At 60.1% G+C, this 22509-nt stretch carries 24 protein-coding genes; 11 read left to right on the forward strand and 13 right to left on the reverse strand.

Annotation, left to right across the window (positions count from 1 at the left end):
* Window positions 1-37 precede the first annotated feature (37 nt).
* The 10 genes from ACFQT0_RS18645 to ACFQT0_RS18690 form a co-directional block, all read right to left on the reverse strand.
* Window positions 38-781 carry a phosphoribosylanthranilate isomerase gene (locus tag ACFQT0_RS18645; RefSeq protein WP_380204661.1) on the reverse strand — a complete coding sequence of 248 codons (744 nt, stop codon included), beginning with the start codon at window positions 779-781 and terminating at the stop codon, window positions 38-40.
* An 8-nt stretch (window positions 782-789) separates the two neighbouring features.
* Window positions 790-1542 carry an indole-3-glycerol phosphate synthase TrpC gene (locus tag ACFQT0_RS18650; RefSeq protein WP_380204662.1) on the reverse strand — a complete coding sequence of 251 codons (753 nt, stop codon included), beginning with the start codon at window positions 1540-1542 and terminating at the stop codon, window positions 790-792.
* 151 nt (window positions 1543-1693) lie between these two features.
* Window positions 1694-1834, reverse strand: coding sequence for a hypothetical protein (locus ACFQT0_RS18655; RefSeq protein WP_380204663.1), 141 nt, complete (start codon window positions 1832-1834; stop codon window positions 1694-1696).
* Window positions 1828-1989, reverse strand: coding sequence for a hypothetical protein (locus tag ACFQT0_RS18660; protein WP_380204664.1), 162 nt, complete (start codon window positions 1987-1989; stop codon window positions 1828-1830). The genes ACFQT0_RS18655 and ACFQT0_RS18660 overlap by 7 nt, the downstream gene beginning before the upstream one ends.
* An 84-nt stretch (window positions 1990-2073) precedes the next feature.
* Window positions 2074-2688: an anthranilate phosphoribosyltransferase gene (gene trpD, locus ACFQT0_RS18665; protein ID WP_380204665.1), complete on the reverse strand. Its 615-nt coding sequence runs from the start codon at window positions 2686-2688 to the stop codon at window positions 2074-2076.
* An 85-nt stretch (window positions 2689-2773) separates the two neighbouring features.
* A complete protein-coding gene (locus tag ACFQT0_RS18670; RefSeq protein WP_380204666.1) occupies window positions 2774-3343 on the reverse strand; it encodes an anthranilate synthase component II in 570 nt (189 codons plus the stop codon).
* A gap of 22 nt (window positions 3344-3365) precedes the next feature.
* Window positions 3366-4787: an anthranilate synthase component I family protein gene (locus tag ACFQT0_RS18675; RefSeq protein WP_380204667.1), complete on the reverse strand. Its 1422-nt coding sequence runs from the start codon at window positions 4785-4787 to the stop codon at window positions 3366-3368.
* Window positions 4788-5378: 591 nt separating this feature from the next.
* Window positions 5379-6086, reverse strand: a complete 708-nt coding sequence (locus tag ACFQT0_RS18680) for an alpha/beta hydrolase (RefSeq protein WP_380204668.1) — start codon at window positions 6084-6086, stop codon at window positions 5379-5381.
* 481 nt (window positions 6087-6567) lie between these two features.
* Window positions 6568-7140 carry a hypothetical protein gene (locus tag ACFQT0_RS18685; RefSeq protein WP_380204669.1) on the reverse strand — a complete coding sequence of 191 codons (573 nt, stop codon included), beginning with the start codon at window positions 7138-7140 and terminating at the stop codon, window positions 6568-6570.
* Window positions 7141-7483: 343 nt separating this feature from the next.
* On the reverse strand, window positions 7484-7804 hold the full coding sequence (locus tag ACFQT0_RS18690) for a hypothetical protein (protein WP_380204670.1): 321 nt from the start codon (window positions 7802-7804) through the stop codon (window positions 7484-7486).
* A 789-nt stretch (window positions 7805-8593) separates the two neighbouring features.
* Here ACFQT0_RS18690 and ACFQT0_RS18695 point away from each other — a divergent pair.
* The 7 genes from ACFQT0_RS18695 to ACFQT0_RS18725 all read left to right on the forward strand — a co-directional run bounded on the left by ACFQT0_RS18695 (window position 8594) and on the right by ACFQT0_RS18725 (window position 14216).
* Window positions 8594-10852 (forward strand): SusC/RagA family TonB-linked outer membrane protein, encoded by a 2259-nt coding sequence (locus ACFQT0_RS18695; RefSeq protein ID WP_380204671.1) that lies wholly within the window; start codon window positions 8594-8596, stop codon window positions 10850-10852.
* Window positions 10849-11610 carry a hypothetical protein gene (locus ACFQT0_RS18700; protein ID WP_380204672.1) on the forward strand — a complete coding sequence of 254 codons (762 nt, stop codon included), beginning with the start codon at window positions 10849-10851 and terminating at the stop codon, window positions 11608-11610. The genes ACFQT0_RS18695 and ACFQT0_RS18700 overlap by 4 nt, the downstream gene beginning before the upstream one ends.
* 119 nt (window positions 11611-11729) lie before the next feature.
* Window positions 11730-12065, forward strand: coding sequence for a hypothetical protein (locus ACFQT0_RS18705; RefSeq protein WP_380204673.1), 336 nt, complete (start codon window positions 11730-11732; stop codon window positions 12063-12065).
* An 80-nt stretch (window positions 12066-12145) separates the two neighbouring features.
* Window positions 12146-12277, forward strand: a complete 132-nt coding sequence (locus ACFQT0_RS18710; protein ID WP_380204674.1) for a hypothetical protein — start codon at window positions 12146-12148, stop codon at window positions 12275-12277.
* The gene (locus ACFQT0_RS18715; RefSeq protein WP_380204675.1) at window positions 12253-12426 is read left to right on the forward strand and encodes a hypothetical protein; all 174 of its coding nucleotides are present in this window, start codon (window positions 12253-12255) and stop codon (window positions 12424-12426) included. The genes ACFQT0_RS18710 and ACFQT0_RS18715 overlap by 25 nt, the downstream gene beginning before the upstream one ends.
* Complete coding sequence (locus ACFQT0_RS18720; RefSeq protein ID WP_380204676.1) at window positions 12423-13253, forward strand: RagB/SusD family nutrient uptake outer membrane protein; 831 nt, start codon at window positions 12423-12425, stop codon at window positions 13251-13253. The genes ACFQT0_RS18715 and ACFQT0_RS18720 overlap by 4 nt, the downstream gene beginning before the upstream one ends.
* A 189-nt stretch (window positions 13254-13442) precedes the next feature.
* On the forward strand, window positions 13443-14216 hold the full coding sequence (locus tag ACFQT0_RS18725; protein ID WP_380204677.1) for a SusE domain-containing protein: 774 nt from the start codon (window positions 13443-13445) through the stop codon (window positions 14214-14216).
* A gap of 561 nt (window positions 14217-14777) precedes the next feature.
* On the opposite strand, the gene ACFQT0_RS18730 is transcribed toward ACFQT0_RS18725, so the two are convergent.
* The gene (locus ACFQT0_RS18730; RefSeq protein ID WP_380204678.1) at window positions 14778-15845 is read right to left on the reverse strand and encodes a T9SS type A sorting domain-containing protein; all 1068 of its coding nucleotides are present in this window, start codon (window positions 15843-15845) and stop codon (window positions 14778-14780) included.
* A 394-nt stretch (window positions 15846-16239) separates the two neighbouring features.
* On the opposite strand from ACFQT0_RS18730, the gene ACFQT0_RS18735 reads away from it, so the two are divergent.
* Window positions 16240-16977, forward strand: a complete 738-nt coding sequence (locus ACFQT0_RS18735) for an N-acetylglucosamine kinase (RefSeq protein WP_380204679.1) — start codon at window positions 16240-16242, stop codon at window positions 16975-16977.
* Window positions 16978-17099: 122 nt separating this feature from the next.
* Here ACFQT0_RS18735 and ACFQT0_RS18740 read toward each other — a convergent pair whose 3' ends face one another.
* Together ACFQT0_RS18740 and ACFQT0_RS18745 are read right to left on the reverse strand one after the other, a co-directional pair.
* Window positions 17100-18803, reverse strand: a complete 1704-nt coding sequence (locus tag ACFQT0_RS18740; RefSeq protein WP_380206077.1) for an alpha-amylase family glycosyl hydrolase — start codon at window positions 18801-18803, stop codon at window positions 17100-17102.
* Entirely contained in the window at window positions 18692-19996 is a 1305-nt protein-coding gene (locus ACFQT0_RS18745; RefSeq protein WP_380204680.1) for a DUF4961 domain-containing protein, read from the reverse strand. Before ACFQT0_RS18745 ends, ACFQT0_RS18740 begins: the two co-directional genes overlap by 112 nt.
* 271 nt (window positions 19997-20267) lie before the next feature.
* On the opposite strand from ACFQT0_RS18745, the gene ACFQT0_RS18750 reads away from it, so the two are divergent.
* The 3 genes from ACFQT0_RS18750 (at window position 20268) to ACFQT0_RS18760 (ending at window position 22491) form a co-directional block, all read left to right on the forward strand.
* A complete protein-coding gene (locus ACFQT0_RS18750; protein ID WP_380204681.1) occupies window positions 20268-21137 on the forward strand; it encodes a DUF2279 domain-containing protein in 870 nt (289 codons plus the stop codon).
* Window positions 21138-21271: 134 nt separating this feature from the next.
* On the forward strand, window positions 21272-22318 hold the full coding sequence (locus ACFQT0_RS18755) for a hypothetical protein (protein ID WP_380204682.1): 1047 nt from the start codon (window positions 21272-21274) through the stop codon (window positions 22316-22318).
* Window positions 22319-22338: 20 nt separating this feature from the next.
* The gene (locus tag ACFQT0_RS18760; protein ID WP_190924711.1) at window positions 22339-22491 is read left to right on the forward strand and encodes a Smr/MutS family protein; all 153 of its coding nucleotides are present in this window, start codon (window positions 22339-22341) and stop codon (window positions 22489-22491) included.
* Window positions 22492-22509 lie beyond the last annotated feature (18 nt).

Below are 22509 nucleotides of genomic sequence, written 5' to 3' on the forward strand. Positions count from 1 at the left end.
CGAGATGCTTCGGCTGTGCTCAGCATGACGGTCTTTTTTATAGTTTCCCTGTTCCTGTCTTCAGCCGCAACGCGGCCAGCATCTGTTCTACCCGCCCGGCATCTTTCACGCCCGGCGCGGTTTCAAAGCCGCTATTCAAATCGACGCCCACTAGGCCTGGGAGGCGCAAAGCCGCTAATTCAGCAGCGTGTTCCAGGCCTAACCCACCGGCCAAGAAATATGGCACAGGCAGGTTGTAGCTCTTCAACAAGTCCCAATCGAACACGGTCCCATTGCCGCCCGGGGCCGCGCCTTTGGTATCAAAAAGAAAGAAGTCGCAGTGCGGCACGTAAGGCAGCAGCGCGGCAAAATCAACCGCTTTGCCCACCGAGAAAGCCTTCATCACCAGCAGGCCGGCTTCGTTTAGTTCTTCGCACTGCGCGGGCGTTTCCTGGCCGTGCAGCTGCACTGCAGCCAGCCCAAAACGCTGGGCAGTAGCGACGATGGTTTCAGTCGATTCATTCAAAAAAACGCCCACCTTCCAGATGCTGGCGGGCAAGGCCTGCACCAATTCCGCAGCCAGCGCCTCACCCACAAAACGGGGCGATGCCGGAGCGAAAATGAAGCCCAGAAAATCCGGGGTCAGAGCCGCTACTTCGGAGAGCGCCGCGGCATCGCGCATGCCGCATACCTTCACCAGCAGCCGCGCCGGGGTTGCCGGCTGCGCTTGCGGCCGTGCGCTGGCAGCCGGCAGGCCGGCAGCCTTAGCAACATCAGCAGGTAGGGGGCGGGGCGTTTTCATTGCTAGTGTTAGGAAGCGACAGCTGGTTTGGGCAAAGCCGCAATCTCCTGCACGAGGGCCGCGCAGGCGCGCTCCGGGCGGGCGTTGCGCATAAAGGCTTCCCCGAGCAGGAAGCCGCGGTAGCCCACTTCGCGGAGCTGGCCGATGGCTGCCGCGCTGGAAATGCCGCTTTCCGACACCTTCACAAACTCGTTTGGGATGGCCGCCGCCAGCTGCAGTGAGGTATCCAGACTCAAACTGAAATCGTGGAGGTTGCGGTTGTTTACGCCCACCAAATCCACGGCGTCGGCATTGGCCGAGCGGGCCAGTTCTTCGCCATCGTGCACTTCCAGCAGCACCTCCAGGCCCAGGGACTTGGCCAGCCGGCCCAGCGTGTTGATTTCTTCGGGTGTGAGCACGGCGGCTATCAGCAGCACGGCATCGGCCCCGATGCTTTTGGCTTCGAGAATCTGGTATTCGTCCACCACAAAATCCTTGCGCAGGATGGGGCAGAAATTGAAGCGGCGGGCGGTGGTGAGGTCCTCGTTCTTACCGCCGAAAAACTCGGTATCAGTGAGGATGGAAAGCGCGGCGGCGCCAGCCTGCATGTAGCCCAACGTGGTGCGCTCCACTGGCGCATACTGGTTTATCCAGCCCTTGGAAGGCGACTTGCGCTTGAATTCGGCGATGAGGCCGCTGCCGTTTTCGCGCAGCAAATACTGGCGCAGCGACACGGGCAGCGAGTTGAAGTACAAGCTGCTCTCGAGCAGCTTGACGGGCACCAGGCTCGCGGCGGGTGGCCACCTCTTTCCGCTTGTGCGCGACGATGGTTTGAAGAATAGTGGGCTGAGACATGGGTAGGGAAACATGGAGGCGAGGCTTTTGCTTCGCGCAACGGTGATTATTTATGGAATTGAGCTGGCCGCACAGTCGCTATTTGGTGTTGAGCATGGTTTCAAACGCCCGTTTGGCCGCGCCGGAATCCAACGATTCGCGGCTTTGCGCCAGGGCATCTTCCCAGCTCAGGCCGGGGCGGGCGCATTGCAGAGCGAGGGCGGCGTTGGCCGTTACCACATTGCGCTGGGCGGGGGTGTTGTTGCCATCCAATACCTGCTTAAAAGTCCCGCAGCGGCGGCGGCGGTGCTGCCGCCGGCCAGGTCGGTGGCGGTGCAGGTGGCAAGGCCCAGGCCCTCGGCCGTCAGCAGCCGCTCTCCCTCAAAGGACGACACCACCTTCGCCGGACCGGTAAGGGCCAGGCTCGTCGTAGCCGTCCAGGGCGTGCACCACGGCGTAACGCGTGCCAGTGGGCTGCATCAGGTAGTGGTACACACGCTGCAGCTCCAGATTGAACACGCCCAGCAGCGCGCCGCGGGCCGGGCTGGGTTCACCAACGGGCCCAGGATGTTGAAGAAGGTGCGCAAGCCCAGCTCGCGGCGCACCGGCCCCGCGTGCCGCATCGCCGGATGGAAAGCCGGCGCGTGCAAAAAGCAGATACCTGCTTGGTCAAGCTGCCGCCGGAGCTGGTCGGAGCTGGACTCAAAATCATAGCCAAAATGCGCGAGCACATTGGAAGCACCCGAGACCGACGACACACCAAAGTTGCCGTGCTTGGCCACCTTCACACCCGCCCCGGCCACCACGAAGCAGGCCAGCGTGGAAATGTTGAGCGTGTTCTTGCCGTCGCCGCCCGTGCCCACAATGTCGAGCACCTCGTTGGTGCCCAGCTCCGGGTCCCGGCTCAAGTCGAGCAAGGCCTGCCGGAAGCCGGCCAGCTCGGCCACCGTAATGGGCCGCATGCGGTACACGGCCAGGAACGCCGCGGTTTCGGCTGGGTTTGCCCCGCCCTCGCCCAACTGGCGCATAGCGGCGTGAGCCTCGGCGTGCGTCAGCGGCTGGTGGTCAAAAAGCTTGGTGAGAATCTGTTTCATTTTTTTAGCTGGTAGCTATTAGCTGTTAGCCATTAGCTGTCGTTCAAAAAGAGCTAATAGCTTACAGCTACCAGCTAATGGCTAATCATGCCAGCCAGTTTTCAAGCATCTTGGCGCCGTGCTCGGTGAGGATGCTTTCGGGGTGAAACTGCACGCCGCGCACGTCATAGTGGCGGTGGCGGAAGGCCAGAACTTCGCCGTTGGCGTCACGGGCCGTGGTTTCTAGCTCAATGGGCATGGTTTCCGGGCGCACGGCCCAAGAGTGGTAGCGGCCCACCTGGAAGCGGGGCGGCAGGCCGGCAAAAAGCCGCTCGTCGGGCGCGGTTAATTCGGCTTCGTTGGCGACGCCGTGGAGCACGGCGGGCATGTTGTAAAGCGTCGCCCCAAAGCTTTCGGCCAGGCCCTGGTGGCCCAGGCACACGCCCAGTATGCGTTTGGTGGGCGCGTAGGTTTTGATAATTTGGGGCATCAGGCCCGCTTCGGCCGGAATGCCCGGGCCGGGCGACAGCATGATGGCATCGTAGGCTTCCACCGCTTCGAGGGGCAACTGGTCGTTGCGCGTCACCGTGAGGTTGGCGCCGTGGCCGAGCTCGCGCAGCAGATGCACCAGGTTGTAAGTGAAGGAGTCGTAGTTATCGAGAACGAGGATTTTCATGGCGTTGCTATCGTGCTGATTACTATTGAACATCGGTGGCGGCGCGGAGCGCAGCCCGCAGCGCGCCCAACTTGTGGTGCACCTCTTCTAGTTCCGACTGCACACTCGATGCGGCCACTACGCCGGCACCGGCCTGGAAATAAAGTTGATTGCCGGTGCTCAAAAACGAGCGTATCATGATGGCGTGGTTGAAGTTGCCATCGAAGCCCAGGTGACCGATGCAGCCGCCGTAGTAGCCGCGGGCAGTGGGCTCCAGACCGTCAATCAGCTGCAGGGCGCGGTGCTTGGGTGCGCCGGAGAGCGTGCCGGCCGGGAAAGTGTCGGCCACTACTTGCAGGGTGTCGGTGCCTTCATCCAGCTCAGCCGTGACGTGGCTCACCAGGTGAATCACGTGCGAGTAGAACTGGATTTCGCGCAGCGTGCGCACCTGCACCTGGGTGCCGTGGCGGGCCAGGTCGTTGCGGGCTAGGTCCACCAGCATCACGTGCTCGGCGTTTTCCTTGGGGTCGGCGGCCAGGCGCTGGGCGGCAGCGGCATCGGCGGCGTCGTCGCCGGTGCGGCGGTAGGTGCCGGCAATGGGGTACAGGCTGGCTTCGCGGCCTTGCACCAGTACCTGAGCCTCGGGCGAAGAGCCGAAGATTTTGTAGTCGCCGTAGTCGAAGTAAAACAGATACGGCGAGGGGTTGATGGAACGCAGGGCGCGGTACACGTTGAACTCATCGCCGGAAAAGCCCTGCTGGAACCTACGCGAGAGCACAATCTGGAACACGTCGCCGCGCATGCAGTGGGCCTGGCCTTGGGTGAGCCGCGCCAGAAACTCAGTGTCGGTCTGGTTGCTGGACTCCTCTCCTACCGTGGCGAAATTGAACACCGGCACGCTGGGGTTGCGCACCAGGTTTTCGAGGCGGTCGAGGCCATCGTTTGCCTCTTCGCCGGCCACGCTGTGCTCGAACAAGAACAGCTCCTGCCGGAAGTGGTTGAAGGCAATGACGTAGCGGTACACCCCATAGCGGATGAGCGGCACGTCGCCGGCCGGCACCTTGGCGGCGTCAAAGGTCACGTCCTCAAAGCTCTGCACGGCCTCGTAGCCCATGTAGCCAAACAAGCCGGTGTTGATAAAGGGAAGCTTGGCAGCCGCTTCATCGGGGGTAAATGCGGCAGCAAAATTCCGCAGTTCGGCCAGGGCCTGGCGGGGTTGGCTCAACTGCTCGGTGGTTTGCTGGCCCCCGGGAAATGCCTGGCGCAACTCGCCGCCGCGCCGCAGCTCAAATGTGCCCAGCGGCTCGCACACCAGGTAGCTGAAGGCGTTTTGCTGGCCGTGGTAGTCGGCGCTTTCCAGCAGCAGGCAGTTAGGATACTGGTCGCGCAGGCGCAGGTACAGGCCCACCGGCGTTACGGTATCGGCCAGAAGGCGGCGGTGGCGGGTGGTGAGTTGGTAAGACACGAGAAGCGAGAAAGACGAGCGAGGCGAATCGGGTGCCTCAGCGAAGGTTTAAAATGCAAAAAGCCCGGCTGGTGGGCCGGGCTTTTGTGGTCAAAGGCAAAATCAGGGTTGACTTCACTAGGCGCACAGGCAGTCCGGTCCGATGTTTCGGAGCTGCCACCACCAAGCCTGGGAAGTACGATGTGAGGTCATATCAAGTAAGCGCTTTCTGGAAGCGCGACGCAAAGATAACGGCTCTTTTTTAAAATCCCAGCAAGGCTCTATGATTTTAAGTGCGAAGCTGGCAAGCATCCTTCCAGTTTGCTACTGATTTAGCAAATGCTTTACTAGTATCGGGCCAAGCTAACTCATTCTGCCGACTGTCATCATTTAGCTGTCATGCTGAGCGCAGCGAAGCATCTTATCAGGTCAGAACCAATCGTTGAGCCGTGAGAAGATGCTTCGTGCCTCAGTATGACAAATGGTGCAGCAAAGATGCTTACATGCTTCGCTGCGCTCTTTATGACTGTCTATTTGCTTGGTGCAGCCTTTTTAGGAGCAGCTTTTTTAGAAACACTCGTGCCTGCCGGAGCCTTGGCTTTCGCAGTTGGGCTAAACATGTACTTGTACGCAGCCGGAAACTCCCGGCGCCAGAACCACTCGCGGTGCTGCCCATCGGTGGGGGCGTGAAAGGCTAGATTGGCGGAGGGCACTCCCTGGGCGCGCAGGCTCGTCGCGCCAGGCCGTCATCAGCGGCAGCATGGTTTCCGATTCCTTGGGGCCGCACACAAAGTAAAACCGCGCCGTGGAGGCAGCCCGATGGGTTTTGGCAAAGGCCCGGAGCGAATCGTTGCAAACCCAGAAAGCGGGCGAAAACACACCTATCTCGCCAAAGACCTTGGGATATTTCAACGCAGCGTACACCGAGATTAGGCCGCCCAGGCTGGAGCCGGCGATGCCGGTATGCGCCGCGTCGGGCTGGGTGCGGTAGTGCGCATCCACGTACGGCTTCAGGTTTTTGGCCAGGAAGTCGACGTAACCGTCGCCTTGGCCGCCCTGGTGGGGCTGGTCTTTCAGGGCGGCGCTACGCCAGGGAATGTATTCGTCGGAGCGAAACTGGTCGCCGTTGTCGACGGCCACTACGATGGCGCCCGTTGCATCCTGGCCGGCAGCGCGCAGCTTGTCCAGGGCCTCGTCGACGCCCCACTCGCCGCCGAAGCTGGTGGCCTCGTCGAACACGTTCTGGCCGTCGTGCATGTACAGCACGGGGTAGCGCCGGGTGGGCTGCCCGGCGTAGTCGGCAGGCAGGTATACCCACACCCGGCGCTGCCGACTCAGGCTGCGGTATCACGAAGGAGTTAGCCAGTACGTGTACTTGGGGCGTAGCCGTGTGCACCTTGGGCTTGGCCGCTACACCGCTTTGGTCGTCCCACGCCAACACCTGGTGCTCAATTTCGCGGGCAGCGGTTAAGTCGGCCTTTCGATTGGCAATCTGCTGGTTCTTACCGTCCACCTCCACGGCGGGCCAGCTGCCGCGGGTGAACTTATATTCGGCCTGTCCGACACCGGGCGGCAGGCTTATCTGATACGTGCCGTCGGCGTTCTTTTTCAGGGCAAACCGGGGATTGTGGGGGTTCCAGTTATTGAAGGAGCCGGCCACAAACAGCGTATCGGTGGGCGGCGTGGTGGCCGGCACCTTGGTGATTTTCAGCACCGCCTGGGCAAATGCGGGGTTTAGCCCGAGCAGCAAGCCGGCGGTCAGCAGGGCGTTTCTGGTCTTCATCGATTTAGCAGCAGGTTATTAGCGGATGGTTTCGCCGGTGCCCGCCCCGCGTTCCGACGAATCCGTTTTGCGCAGGGTGTACACCGCCCGAACCGAATCTATACCCGGGAGTCCGTTGGCTTGAAAATCAAGCAGAAACCCCTTCTTCTGGGGTCCCTTCACGAAGTGGCGGTATTCTTCGGCCGACTCGCGCACCACGTACAGAATGCCTGACGCGGGCACCTTGAGCCGGGAGTAGAAGCTACGGCCGTCGCCGGCGGGGCGGCGGGTGTCTTCGGCCACGCCGCTGGTGCCCAGCAGCCGGTATTTGGAAGCGTCGCTCCCCGGCAGGGCCCGGTTGCCCAGGCCGTCCACAAACACTTCGCGCCGGTTCATGAGGTGCTCCAGGTCCAGTGTTTTGAGCAGGCCCAGATTTTCCTCGGACATGATAAGCTGCTGCACGGATTTGCCAGGCGCCCCCTCTTCGTAGAAAACGATGATGGGCTTCCTCAGCTTAATCTTGCCCACATACACCGGCGTTGGTGCATCCTGGTCGCCGGAACGCTGCGCTGGCGCTGGCGTTGGGCTGGCCTTACGCCCTGCCACGTGCACGGCTCTGCGAAAAGGCCTGCCTGACTCCGACCGCAAATGAGCCATTGCACCAGAAAAGGAAACTGCCAGAAGCAAACCGATGAGCAGTAAGTGCTTTTTCATAATCTAAGGAAAAGCCAAAAGTAACGAGGAGATATGGGCTTGGCAAGGCAACTACTGTACCAATGAGGTGGCGGTAGTACCATTGCCAACCGCCTAAAGGTAGTACTGAACAAGTCGGCATCAAGCCAGCCAGCACCTGGGTTTTACTTCGCCCTGCAGACAGAAGCTTCCCGACGGCCTGCCTCCAGCAGCAGAAAGCCCGGCCGCAATTGCTTGCGGCCGGGCTTTGGTAACAATCAGCTCAAAATCGGAAACTAGTCCCGGGGCTTGATTTTGCTTTTTTGCGCTTCTGCTTCACTTTCGCATCGGTGGGCACGGTCTGTACCGCCGGAGCTGCTTCGACCGTGGTAGTCGTTGGGCTAACGGTGGTCGTGGTCGACTCTACGGTAGTGGTGGTAGCCGGAGCCGTGGGAGCCGGCGTTGTGGCGGGTGCCGGTGCAGGCGTGGTAGCCGCAGGCGCAGGGGTGACGGTGGTTTGCTTGGTCGTGGTGGTGCTGGACTGAGCACTAGCCGAGTAGGCTCCTAGCGTGAGGAAGGCGGCTAAAACGATGAGTTTTTTCATGGTAGCAAAAACGTCAATGGGAAAAAGGTGAAAACAAAACCGGTTTCCGGCGGAAACCTGGTTTTGAGCTGCCTGTAACGACCCCGTGAATAAAAAGGTTGGCACCGCCCCTAAACCTTGGTAAGGCTAGCCGACTCAAAATCACGAAATTGAGCCAAAACGAACAATAACCTATGGAAAAACCAACCCAAATATACCCTTGTTATTACTACTGTCGGGCAACGCCGACTGCTTCCCTGCCGTTAGGCGTTTCCGGGTTTTAGCTACACGTTTAAACCGAGAGGTTCTCTCACGACAGCTTCACAAGTACTTAATCGGGTCCCTATCATTATTTATTCCATTGCTATAAGCGCATTCATTGCTTTGGGGCTGGTGAGCGATGAATATCCATAGGACGTTGGTTGCCTACGCAGGACCTTTACTTTAAATCAAGGATTGTTTGACTAATTAATATTAAACACGATATCAGCTAAAGCGCTCATCTATATATGGTTATCTGCGCAATCGTTTGCAAGACGCGCAGCTTACCTGCCTGGAAGCATTGCATGACGGTAAATGCTTAATCACAAGGTTATTGATGGGATTTATTAACTTGAGTTTACTTGGTCAGCCCCTTGTAAACTCAATACCAGTTGCCACGCCAGCATGAGGCAATTTGAGCGCTGTACAAACTGGTTAAAAGCCACTTAAGCACGTGCTAATGCTATTATTTGGTAACTTGCATCCCGGTTTACCATCACCTTTTTACTTTTCCCACCACTCACAATTTTCACCAAATTACCGTTTCCCATGAAACACCCTTATCTAGCGAAACTATTGTTTCTGCTATTGTTCGCTGGCTTTGGCTTCCCATCGGGGGCCTTTGCTCAAACTGGTTCCGTAAGCGGACGAGTTACCGACAGTAAAAACGAAGCCATTCCCGGCGCCACCGTGCTCATCGAAGGCACGTCGCTGGGCAGCTCGTCCGGCGTCGACGGTAGCTTCAGCATCCAGAACGTACCGGCCGGCCCCCAGACGGTGGTCATCTCGTTTGTAGGCTACAACACGGTGCGTCGCCCCGTGACGGTAACGGCCGGGCAGAATTCCGAAGTAGCGGCCACGCTGGCCGACAATGCCACCCAGCTTTCCGAAGCAGTGGTGGTGGGCTACGGCACGCAGCGCCGCCAGGACGTAACGGGTTCGGTGGCCACTGTCGATGCGCGCGAGTTCGTGCAAGGCCAGGTTACCAACCCCGAGCAGCTCATCCAGGGCAAAGTAGCCGGTGTGAGCATCAACACGGGTGGCGGTGCTCCGGGCGCGCCAATCAACATCCGCATCCGCGGCAACTCTTCGCTCTCGGCGAATAGCGACCCGCTGTATGTAATTGACGGCGTACCGGTTGACAAGGGCGACATTGGCGGGGTTTCGAACCCGCTCTCGCTCATCAACCCGAGCGACATCGAAACCTTCACCGTGCTCAAGGACGCCTCGGCTACGGCCATCTACGGCAACCGGGCTTCCGGCGGCGTTATCCTCATCACCACCAAGCGCGGCCTGAAAGGCGAAAAGCTGCGCGTGGAGCTCAACTCCCAGACGGGCGTTTCCACCGTGGCCCGGCGCTACGAGACGCTGTCGCCGGAAGAGTTCCGCCGCCAGATTCAAGCCAATGGCTCGCCTTCGCAGGTTGCCTCGCTGGGCACTGCCAACACGAACTGGCAAAACGAGATTTACCGCACCGCCGGCACCTTCGACAACACCATCAGCCTGATTGGCAGCGCGGCCAAAGTGCCGTTCCGCGTATCGTATGGCAACCTCAACCAGGAGGGTATTGTCATCACCAATAAGCTGAAGCGTAACTCGGGCTCGGTGAGCCTGACTCCTACCCTGTTCGATGACCGCCTGCGCGTAGACATCAACGCCAAAGGCAGCGTGGTGGACAACCGCTTTGTAGACTACGGCTACGTGGCCGGCGCGGCCCTCTACGACCCCACCCAGCCCGTCCGGTCCGACGAAGCACGCTTCTCGCGCTACGGTGGCTACTTCCAGTTTGTGAACCCTAGCTCGGGCGCTCCGCTGGGCAACGCGCCCACCAACCCGGTGGCCGCCATCAACAACTCGAACAACACCAGCACCGTGAAGCGCTTCATCGGCAACGTGCAGTTTGATTATAAAATCCACGGCATCGAAGGCCTGCGTGCCAACCTCAACCTGGGCATGGACGCTTCGCGCGGCCGCGGCAACAACCAGATTGCCTCCACCGACTTCGGCAACTACAACACCGACTCCAGCGTGCCCGGCTTGAACGGCCGCTACACCCAGTATGCGCAGGACAAGGACATGAAGGTGCTCGAAGGCTACCTGGCCTACGGCAAGCAATTTGGCGCCACCAAGTTCGACATTCAGGCCGGCCATGCCTACCAGTCCTTCGTGACCCAGGGCCCCAACTTCCTGGACTACCGCTCGGACCGCCAGACCCTTGTTAACTCGGCGGATGTACTACTCGTACCGGGCTACTATGGCAAGAACGTGCTGGTTTCGTACTTCGGCCGCGCTACGGCCAACGTATCAGACAAGTACCTGCTGACTGCTACCCTGCGCAATGACCAGACGTCGCGTTTCCGCGAGGGCTACCGCAGCGGCTGGTTCCCGGCCCTGGGCCTGGCCTGGCGCGTGAAGAACGAAGCCTTCCTGAAGGATAACGCCACCCTCTCCGAGTTTAAGCTGCGGGCCGGCTACGGCCGCACGGGCCAGCAGGACATTGGCGGCGCTTACGACACGCAGCCGCGCTACGTGGTGGGCTCCTCTACCTCACAATACCCCCTCGGCACCAACACCGGTGGCACGACCTACAGCCCCCAGGGCTACAATGCCTTCCTGACCTGGGAAACCACCAACACCTACAACGCCGGCCTGGACCTGGGCTTCCTCGACAACCGCCTCACGGCGACCGTGGACGTGTACGAGCGCAAGGCCTCCGACCTGCTGGCCCTGATTAACCAGTCGGCTGGCTCGAACCTCACCAACCAGGCTCAACGCCAACATCGGCTCGCTCCGCAACCGCGGCGTTGAGCCTGGGCCTGAACTACGGCGTGCTGCGCGGCGAAGACCTGAACTGGGACCTGAACCTGAACGGCGCTTACAACGTGAACAAAATCACGGACCTGGGCCGTCAGGCGGAAGGTTTCATCGGTTACCAGACCGGCGGCATTGGCGGCGGCACGGGCAACACCATTCAAATCAACGCCGTGGGCCAGCCCACCAACGCATTCTTCGTTCGCCAGCAGGTGTACGGCCCCGACGGCCGCCCCGTGCAGGGCCTGTACGTGGACCGCAACGGCAACGGTGCTGCTGATGCGCTTTCCGACAACTACTACTACAAGCAGCCCGCCCCGCTCGTCACGCTGGGCCTGAGCTCGAACGTAACGTACCAGAAGCTCGCGTTTGCCTTCACGCTGCGCGGCAACGTGGGCAACTACGTATACAACGCCAACGCTGCCAACCTGGGCACCTATGCCAACGCGCAGGGTTCGACCAACTTTGTCAGCAACCTGAACCCCGACATTCTGAACACCGGCTTCAACCGTCCCCAGATTTTCTCGGACTACTACGTGCAGAACGCCTCGTTCCTGCGCGCCGAGAACATCTCGTTGGGCTACAATGTTGGCAAAGTACTGGGTGCCTCTACGCTTCGCGTAACAGGTAACGTGCAGAATGCCTTCCTCATCACGAAGTACGACGGCATCGACCCGGAAATCGCCAGCGGCATCGACACCAACTTCTACCCCCGCGCCCGGACGTACACGCTCGGCCTTGCTCTCGGCTTTTAATTCCCACCATACATGAAAAAATCATTATACCGGGGGCTAACGGCCCTCACCCTGAGCACGGCTCTGGTTAGCCTGAATACTTCCTGCACCAAAGACCTCGACCAAACGCCGAAGTTCGAGTGACGCCCGACAAAGTGTACGTGGGCCTGGCCGGCTACAAGCAGGTATTGGCTAAATTGTACGGCGGGTTTGCCCTCACCGGCCCCACTGGCCCCGGCTCGGGCGACATCGGCGGCATCGACGCTGGCACTTCGGACTACATCCGTCAGTTCTGGAGCGCCCAGGAGCTCACCACCGACGAAGCGGTGATTGCCTGGAACGACCCCGGCGTGCAGGAGTGGCACAACATGAACTGGGACGCCACCGACCCCTGCTGCGCGGCATCTACAGCCGGATTTACTACGAAATTGCCATCTGCAACGAGTTTATCCGCGAAGCCACCGATGACAAGCTGAGCAGCCGCCTGGCTGGCGGCGAAGAGGCACAAGGCAAGCTGTTCCGCGCCGAAGCGCGGTTCCTGCGCGCCGTCGCCTACATGCACGTCATCGACATGTTTGGCAACGGCCCCTTCGTGACGGAAGCCGACGCTGTGGGCTCCCCACGCCGCCGCCGTACAACACCCGCCAGCAGCTCTACGACTTTGTGGAGAAGGAATTGCTGGCCCTGACCACCGAATTGGCTCCGGCCCGCACCAACGAGTACGGCCGTGTAGACCAGGCCGCCGCCCACGGCTACCTGGCCCGCCTGTACCTGAACGCTGGCGTATACACCGGCACCCGCAGTACGCCAAGGCTGCTGAAGAAGCCAAGAAGGTGATTGACTCGGGCTATTCGCTGGTAACAGCAGGCAGCTCGGCTTCGTCGGCCTATGGCCGCAACTTCCTGGCCGACAATAACACGGCCCCGGCTACCAGCGAAATCATCTGGCCGGTGATTTTCGACGTGAACCGCGTGCAGAGCTACGGCGGCACTACGTTCATCGTGAACGGTGCCACCAGCGGCGCCGATGGCGCCTGGCAGCGCTACGTGGGCGAGAGCACCGGCTGGGGCGGTTTGCGCACCACTCGGGCCTTGTTCGATAAGTTCTTCCTGACCGGTGGAGACACCGCCACGGACACCCGCGGCCGTTTCTGGACCAAGGGCCAGTCGTTGGAAATCAGCGACCTGAGCCAGTTCACCCAGGGCCTGGGCGTGGTTAAATACCGCAACGTGACCTCGACCGGGGTTGGGCAGGGCGGCACGCTGAACTTCTCCAGCGTGGACTACCCCATGCTGCGCCTCTCCGACATGATGCTCATTTATGCGGAAGCTGCGGCTCGCGGCTTCGCCAACCGCGCTACTGCCCTGGGCTATGTCAACCAGATTCGGGCCCGTGCTTTCAAGAACGCTGCCAGCAGCGTCATCACCGATGCGCAAATGACCGCCGACTTTATCCTCGACGAGCGCGCCCGTGAGCTGCACTGGGAAGGCGTACGCCGCACCGACCTCATTCGCTACAACAAGTTCACCGATGGCTCCTACCTCTGGCCCTGGAAGGGCGGAGTGGCCGGCGGCCGCGGAGTGGACGCGAAGTACCGTCTGTTCCCGATTCCGTCGTCCGACCTCACAGCTAACCCTAACCTGAAGCAAAACCCGGGTTACTAACCTGCTACAACGGGCTGAGCCGAAACCTATCGGCTCAGCCCATTGGCTTCCTTAACCAAAGTGCACAAGGGCCGGCCATTCGACCCGCTGCATTTTGGCTCAATCAGCCGACACTTTTACTAAATCCAAAGTGTTGCGCTTGGGAGTATATCAGGTCCTTGCAACCACTGTTTTAATTAATAAACCATCATGAAAAATTGGCTTACTAAAGTCGCCGCCACGGCATTTGTAGTGGCAACGTTGGCATCCTGCGAAAAGGACGAAGACAAGGCAACCGTTACCCCTTCGGCAACGCCAGCCCTTACGGCCTCCACCAACTCGGTGGTGCTGAACCAGGCAAACACCACCAACACGGCCATTACGTACAATTGGACGCCTGTACAGCTTGCAGTGAGCGGTACCGAATTCACCAAGACCCCGGCTGTTACCTACCAGCTGCAGGTATCCAAAACGGCTGACGGCTTCGGTTATCCGGCCCTCATCGATGCTGGCACGGGCACGACCAAGGCCATCACGGTAGGCGAGCTAAACACGGCGCTGACTACCATAGGCGTGGTGGCTGGCACGGCTACTACGGTCTACACGCGGGTGGCCGCGGTGGCGGGCACTGATGCCCACACCTTCGTTTCCAATCCGGTTTCGCTTACGGCTACAACTTACACCGTGTGCCTGCCCCCGGCTGGTTCCAAATCTTGGTCCATCATCGGCCCGGCTGGTGTGGACTGGAATACTGATGTTCCGCTGACTTATAACTGCACCACCCGCACCTACGATATTACGCGTGCGATGAAGGCAGATGAATTTAAATTCCGCGAAGATGGCAAGTGGGACCTGAACTACGGCAGCGCTTCGAGCACCGGCGGTGCCTTGGTGAAAGACGGCGGTAATATTAAAATTGCAACTGCTGGTACTTATACCATTAAGCTGGATTTGAATAACAAGACGTACTCTATCACGAAGTAGAGCACGTAGCTTACGTTCCTCTAAGGCTCAAACCCTCTAGGCGGAATAAAAGCAACGTATAGTTCATAGCAAAAAGCCCTGGTGCGTGTCACCAGGGCTTTTTTGTTGTGTCAGGAGCTGGTTACAGCAACATCCTGCGCGCAGGCATCTGAACGGAATATTTATTGTTCTGGCCTCGCTTAGCGTACGCTCTGCCTCACCCCAGCCCCGGTTCGCTGGCTGCGCGAAGCGGGTTAAGAAGGGGCGCGTTCAACGAAGCCTATCTGGCGTCCGCTTGTCGAAGTATCTCTACCGCTTTGGCTGTCATCCTGAGTAGCGCGAAGCATCTTCTCACGCTTGCACGAATCGTTGAGCCGTGAGAAGATGCTTCCTTCGGGACGCCAGACAAGCATGACAAGAGGCGCGAGCGAGATACCTCGGCTGCGCTCGGCATGACGGCCTATTGGATGGGCGCAGCTACTATTACGCTCCGATAATTACACTCCAATAATTACACTCCAATAGCGCACAAAAAAGCCCCGTCGCAGTTGCGACGGGGCTTTTTATTTATTGAGCCGCGAACTACTCAATCACTACTTTGGAGCTGGTCTGCTCGCCGCCTACGTTCAGTTTTACAACGTAGATGCCAGCCTTCAAGCCGCTGAGCTTGTAGGTCTGTACGCCGGCTTGCGAAGCGTTCAGCGAGCGCACCTGCTTGCCGGTGGCATCGTGCACGCTTAGTGAAACGGCCTGATTGCCCTGGGGCACGGTGTAGGTTACCGCTACGGCCGAGCCGGGGTTAGGATACACACCAAAACGGAGCGAGCGAGCTACTTCGTTGCGGTTGGCCAAAAGACCGGTGGTAAGGTTGTAGGTCAGGTACTGGTTGCCGGCGATGGCCGTGAAGTCCTGGTCGGGAGCCAACGCGGTGGCTTGACCGGCGATGGGCGGGAAGGTATCGGAAGTAAGTATGCCGTCGCCGTTGGTGTAAGCCACAAACATATCAATTGCGCTGGTTGCCGTCAGGCCCATGGCGGCCAGGTCAAACTCGAATTCAATTGCCGAGTTATCCGTATTAGCAGACACAGTAGCTGCGTTGGTATAAGCTACCCGGGCACCCAGCAAAGGACCAGCAGTAGCAGCAGTGGTACCGGAGGCCGTGAGGGGTGTGCCCGGCAGCACGTTGCCCTGGTAGGTATCAGGGACACCGCCGGTGGCAGGGTTGCCATTCGAATAGTCAGCGAAGCTGAAGTAGCCCCCTTTGGCGGCATCGATATCGAAGTTTACCCGAACGCCGTAGTCCACTTCGAAGTCCATGGTAGGCTTAATCTTCAGCGGGCTGTCGCCAGCGGCGCCGCCAGCTAGCTTGACGCCCTTGGCTACACCGGTTTTGCCGGGCACATTCAGATAAAGCAATACGGCAGCATAAGTAGCCGTCTGCTGGAACGAGCCAACCACAGCCACATACAGCTTGGTAGCCGAATTACCCACATACAGGGTTTGCAAGCCTTTACCAGCTACAGAGTGAGTACCCGAGTAAGTGCTTATCGACTGGTACTTGTCAGCAGTTTTGGCAGTGGCAATTTCGGCAGCGGTCACTTTGCCGTCGAGCGTGATTTGCGCCTGCGCGCCGAGGGCCGTTGCGGCCATTGCACCGGCCGCAGCGAGAGTAAAGATTTTTTCATGATGGGGTGATGAGAAAAGTATGTTGGTAAAATGTAAAGTAAGCACTATTCAACTGCAGTTAGAAGCAAATGAATACCGGAGTAAATGTAATACGAAGAGTCGAAAAGCTCTCGCGGCAGTCCTTGTCGCATTTTAACTTTGGTTCCGCGGTGCTCCTGGTCATTCGTTTCCGTCAGGCAATTGCCCCTAGTTACGAGCAATTGCCCCACTGGTTGTTACTTTCGCCGTCCTTCCCAATACAATACTGTACTTATGATTCTAATTGCCGACGGCGGTTCCACGAAATGCAGCTGGTGCCAGGCTCGACGATTCCAACAATCGGGCTTACTTCAATACCGAAGGGTACAACCCTGACTTTGTGGACACCGCGGCCATCGTGGCTTCGCTTAACCAAAACCTGCCCGAAACGCTGCCGCGCGAGGAAGTGAGCGAGGTGCATTTTTACGGCGCCGGCGTCTCATCGCCCCAGAAGGCCGAGGTGATTGCCGCCGCACTGCGCCAGCTGTTTCCCAAGGCCACGGCCACGGTCACGGAAGACCTGCTGGCGGCGGCCCGCGCCCTGCTGGGCCACAAGCCGGGCTTCGCGGCCATCCTGGGCACGGGCACCAATTCCTGCCTCTACGACGGCCAGAAAATCACCTACAACGTGGATTCGTTGGGCTACTTTCTGGGCGACGAAGGCTCGGGGTCGTACTTCGGCAAGCGCCTGCTGCGCGACTACCTGCGCAACCTGCTGCCCGACGGCTTGCAGGAGAAATTTCGCGACACCTACAGCCTGGGCAACCGCAACAGCATCCTGGACCGCCTCTACAACCAGCCCCTGCCCAACCGCTACCTGGCCAACTTCGCAAAGTTTGCCTACGACCACAACAACGTAAGCTACTGCCGCGAAATCGTGCTCGAGGGCTTCGAAACCTTCTTCCAGAACCTGGTGGTGCATTACCCCAATTTCCAAGACTACACCTTCAACTGCGTGGGTTCGGTGGGCTACAATTTCCGCGACGTGCTCACCCAGGTGGCGCGCAGCCACGACATGGAAGTGGGCAAGATTATCCGCTCCCCTATCGACGACCTGGTCACGTTCCACGAGAAATAAGCAACCCCACGTTTTGGCTCAATAAACCAAGCCAGTAGTTAGCTCAATAAAAAGGCCGCCCCTGAACAGAGGCGGCCTTTTTATTGAGCTAATTACCGGCGCTATCAGCCAGGCCAGCCAGCTTAGTGCTGAACGACCAGGCGCGTGGTTTGCTGCTGGCCATCGGCCAGGAGGCGAACCATGTAGATGCCATTGGCCAGGGTAGCCACCGGCAAGGTCATTTCGTGGGCGCCGGCGCTTTGGCGGCCGCCGGAGCTTAGGGCGCGCACCGTGGCGCCCAGCACGTTGCTCACGGTCACCTGCACGGTGGTGGCGCTTGGCAGCTCGTAACGCAGCGTGGCGCTGCTGGCTGTGGGGTTCGGCGCGGCGGACAGGCGGAAGGCCGCAGCGGTTTGCCCGGCGCGGGTGGGCAGGGTGGTTCCGGTGGGCTTGCTCACGTTTTTCGAGGTGTACACGGCGTATTCGCCGGGCTGCAATTGCAAGGGCGCGTTCACGTCGGTTACGGTGGTGGCCACGCCGGTCAGATAGTTGTACCAGGTGCCGGTGCTCTGGAAGCCCGGGGTTACCGAAGCCGCCGTCACGTTGAAGTTGCCGACCACGGTCACGCTCAGGCTGGGGTCCGACAAGTGGATGGTTTTCACGCCGCCGCTCACCTGCTGGTCAAACGTGGCGCTGGCATTGGCGAATACCGGCTGCGTTTCCTTGAGCGTAATCAGCGAGCGGTACACGTCGTAGAGACGGCGGCGATTGGGGTCCTGGTAGTAGTTCCACAGGATGGGCTTGTTGCTCAACTTGCAGTCGTCGGCCGCGCGGGGCGGCTGGGGCAGGGTTCCATCGGGGCATTGGAAGATGGATTTGTCGTAGCCCAACTCCCCGAACTGCCAAATCATTTTGGGGCCGGGCACAGTGAAGAAGAAAGCCGCGGCCAGCTCCTGGCGGGCCAGCGCGGTAGCCGGGTCCTTCACGGAGTACGAGCCCGCGCTGTTACCGTACATGATGTTTTTGTACGTCAGCCGCTCTTCGTCGTGGCTTTCCATGTACGTAATTAGGTTGGGCTGCGCGAAGCCCCGGTTTTTATAATAGCCGCGGCTGATGTCGGAATTGCCCACGTAGCCCATGGTGGCTTCGTTGTAGTTGTAGGTCATGTTGCCCCAAATCATAAAGCCGTAGTCAGCCAATGCTTTGGCCTCGCTGTCCTGGGGGAAGTGCTCGAGAATGGGGTACACCGTGGCGTCGGTGGCCACCAGGGTCTGGTAATAGTCTTTCCAGATGTCGATGCGCGACTGGTCGTAATTCCCGTAGGTAGCATCCGTCGTCTGCTTTTGGGTGAAGCCGCCGGCCAGGTCAAAACGGTAGCCGTCAATGTGGTACTCCTTGAGCCAGTATTCCATCACGCGCTTCGAGAAGTAGCGGGTGTAGGGGCTTTCGTGGTTCAGGTCGTTGAACACATTGTAGGGGTGCGGGGCCGTCACGTTGAACCACGGGTTATCGGCACTCGGCGCGTAGCCGCTGCCGTCGGCGTACAGGCCCACCATGGGGCTCTGGCCCGTCGATTGGTTGAGCACCATGTCGAGCACCACGGCAATGCCGCGCCGGTGGCACTCGTCGATGAACTGCTTAAACGCCAGCCGGGTGCCGTAATACTTATCGGGCGAGAAGTAGAAGTCCGGGTTGTAGCCCCAGGTTTCGTTGCCATCAAATTCGTTGATGGGCATCAGCTCAATGGTGTTGATACCCAGGCGCTGAATGTAGCTGAGCGTGTCGCGCAGGGTCTGGTAGTCGTGGCGGGCAATGAAGTCGCGCACCAGCAGCTCATAAACCACCATATTGGCCCGAGCGGGGCGCTGGAAATTGGTGGCCTGCCACACGTAGGGCGTCTGATTGGTTTGCAGCACCGACACGATGCCCGTGGTTTTGCCGGTGGGGTACTGGCGTTGGGCGCTGGGGTACGTGGCCTCCGGGATGTACTGGTCGGTGCCCGGGTCCAGGATTTTTCGGCGTAAGGGTCGGCCACGCGAATGCTGCCGTCTACCAAGAACTGGTAGGCATATTCCTGGCCCGGGGTGAGGCCGTCGATTTGCACCCACCAGCGGCCCGTGGCGGCGTCGGCCGCGGAAGTGGTGTTGGTTTCCACGGTGCGCTTCATGAAGCCGGCGGCGGTGGGCTGCCAGTTGTTGAAGTCGCCGAGCACGTACACGAACTGCTTCCGGGGCGCCGTGAGGCTGATGACCACCGACGTGCCGCCGTTGAGGTAGGTCACGCCGTCGGCTTTGGCGCCAGCGGGCAAGGGAGCGGTAGTCACCGTGGACCGGGATTGCAGGACAATGGACGTTTCGGCGCTGGCCGTGCTGTTGGTGGCCGTGGCGCGGAGGGTGTTGCTGCCGGCCTGGGTTACGGTAACCGGGGCCGTGAGGCTGGTGGCATTGGCCTGTTGGGCAATCTGGGTGCCGTTCAGGAACAGGGTGATGGTGGCAGGAATGCCGGTGCTCACCGTGACGTTGGTGGCGGTGTTTTCGGCAAAGAAAAACGGCGGCGTGCCGGAGGGATTGGTGAAGCGCAGGTTGAAATCATCCTGGGCCACGTCGACAAAAATGTCGCTGCCACCCGTGCCCCGGCCCGATTTGGTGCCGTCGGCATTCTTGAACAGCATGGCCAGCTTGTAGATTTTTTCGCTGGTGAGAACGCCGGGATAGAACGTGCGGGGCGTGAACGTGATGGTGTACAAGTTGGGGTTGGTGCTCGAGCGCGTCATTTTCGACGCGGCGTCGCCCGTGTTGAAAGGCGAGCTTTTCACGTGGTTCCACGTCGTGCTGCTGGCGCTGGCCGTCACCACGCCGGTGTAGATGTACACGTCGCCCGCAAAATCTTTGAGCCCGGCATCGCCCTGCGTAGCATCGAAGGTGATGGTAACGGCGTCGGTGTCCCGGAAGGGGCTGGGCTGCGTGGTGACCACCTGGGCCTGAGCTGTCCAGGCCAGCAGCGTGAGCAGCAGGACTGTAAAGCGTCGAAATGTTTGCATAAAGAATGGGTTGGTGGGAAGGAGAAATAGATTGAAAAATATTGAGCTGATTAGTTTGCCAGAAGCTCTACGGTAAAAGGACATGCAAGATACGGTGCCGCTTAGCCAGCCGCCAGGCCCGCCGTACCTTTGTAGCCTAGTAATGCCTGCATGACGCTATTTTTCCGCATTTTTGTTCTGTTGCGGCCGAGGTATTTAGCAGGCGCCATGGTTGCCCTTGGGCTGGCCGCGCCCACAAACAGCCCAGCCCAGACCCTACCCCAAACCGATAGTGCCAAGGCCCGGCTCCTGCCCGCCCGGCTGGCCTCCCCTGCCCCCGTCGATTCAGCCGCGCTACGCAGGCGGCGGCGGCGCTTGCTGGTGGGCGGTTCGGCCGTCGGCTACGGCGTTCTTTATACCGGCCTTACTACCTCCTGGTACACGGGCGAGCGCACGCCGCTGCACTGGTTCAACGACCTTTCGGAGTGGCAGCAGGCTCGACAAGGCCGGCCACTTCTGGGGCTCCTTTCAGGAAAGCCGCGGCGCCGTGGACATGCTGCGCTGGGCGGGCCTGAGCGAGCAGAAAGCCCTCTGGTACGGCTCCTTCGTGGGGTTTGCCATCCAAAGTCCGCTGGAGCTGCTCGACGGGCGCGACCCCGCCTACGGTGCGTCGGCTACCGACCTGGCGGCCAACTTTCTGGGCTCCTCGGCGCTGCTGGCCCAGCAGCTGGCCTGGCACGACATCCGCATCATGCCCAAATGGTCATTTCACCTCAGCCCCTACGCCCCGCAGCGACCCAACGTACTGGGTAAGAGCGTGCCCGAGCGCTGGCTCAAGGACTACAACGGCCAAACCTACTGGCTCTGCACCGACGTGGGCGCCTTTCTGAAGCCCGGCAACCGCTGGCCGCGCTGGCTGCAGCCGGCCGTGGGCTACGGCGGCGAAGACATGGTGTACAACGACGACGGCACCAACGCGGCCGCCGGCCTGCGGCCCTACCGTCAGTTTTACTTGTCCCTGGATGTGGACCTGCGCCGCATCCCCACCCGCAGCGCCTTGCTCAAGAAAGTGTTTTACACCCTGAGCATCTTCCACTTGCCGGCGCCGGCACTGGAATACAACGGACGCAACGGTTTCCGCTTTCACGGGCTCTATATGTAAGGCAATGGGTCCGCCCAGAACCGTACATAAACCCGTCTGCCCCGCAGAACCGTACTTTTGAAGAACCCGACTGGTCCGGGCCGCTGTTTCTAATGAAAGAAAAACAGCGCCTGCCAGCGTAAATCAGTGATATTATGAACGTAGGAGATAGAGTACGCCTGCTCACCGGCACCGAAGAAGGAATCGTTACCCGCTTGCTCGACAGCGAGTTGGTGGAGGTAGCCATCGACAATGATTTTACCATTCCCGTGCTGCGCCGCGAAGTAGTAGTGGTGGCCCAGGAAGAAGGCAACAACTTCGACCGGACCGCCCCCGACTTCCGCGTGGGCCAAGTACCCGGCAAAAACGCCAACGCCAGCAAAAAAGACCGCAGCCAGCGCCCCACCCAATCGGCGGCGCCCAAGCCAGCCCAACCCTCCCTGCAGGAAGCCCTGGCCGCCGTGGCCTCCAGCGGAGCCGGCGTAGCCAAAGTGAGCGGCCCAGCGGCAGGCTCTGCCAAGCAAGCTGCCGCGGCCAAAGGCCTGTTCCTGGCCTTGGTGCACCAGTCGCCGGAGCTGCTGGGCGTCACGCTCATCAACAACACCGAGGCCGACGTGCTCTACACCTACGGCGAAGAAACCAGCGCGCGCCCCTACCGCGCCCTGGCCGCCGACAAGCTGGGCCCCAAGTCCAGCACCAAGCCCCTGTCCTTCCTGCACATGAAGGACTTTGAGACCTGGCCGGCCGTTATTTTTCAGCTCCTGCCCCACCGCCTCAACGGCGACGCGGCCTACGAGCCTGCTCACCAAGCGACAGGCGTTCAAGGCCAGCACCTTCTACTCGAGCAGCCGCCCCGCGCCCGTCATCGGCAAGGACGCCTACCTGTTTCAGCTCGACGAGAAAGCCGCCGCGGCCATTGCCCCCGAGAAACTAACTCAGGAAGCCCCGACGCCCGTACCGGCCGAGCCCACCAAGCCCGCCGGCGTAGACATTGCGGCCCTGAAAGCCCAGCTCAGCGGCGATGCTCCGGCCAAGCCAGCGGCTGTAGTGGCCGCGGCCACACCGGCTCCCACGGCGCCCGTGGTGGCCCCGCCCCACGAGTTCGACCTGCACCTGGAAGCCCTGCGGCCCGACAACAAAGAAGAGCTGTCGAACACGGCCATTCTGCGCCTCCAGGCTCGATGCCTTTGAGGATGCGTTGAGCCGCGCGCTGGCGTCCAACATGCACGAAATCGTGTTTATCCACGGCATGGGCAATGGCGTACTCCGCAAGGAAATCCACCGCCAGTTGAGCCGGAATAAAGACATTAAGTTCTTCGAGGACGCGCGCAAGGAGAAGTTCGGCTTCGGCGCCACGCTGGTGCGGCTGAAGTAGCTTTTGCAGAAACGTTTG

Origin of the sequence: Hymenobacter humi (genome assembly GCF_042665855.1) — a bacterium.
Lineage (GTDB): Bacteria > Bacteroidota > Bacteroidia > Cytophagales > Hymenobacteraceae > Hymenobacter > Hymenobacter humi.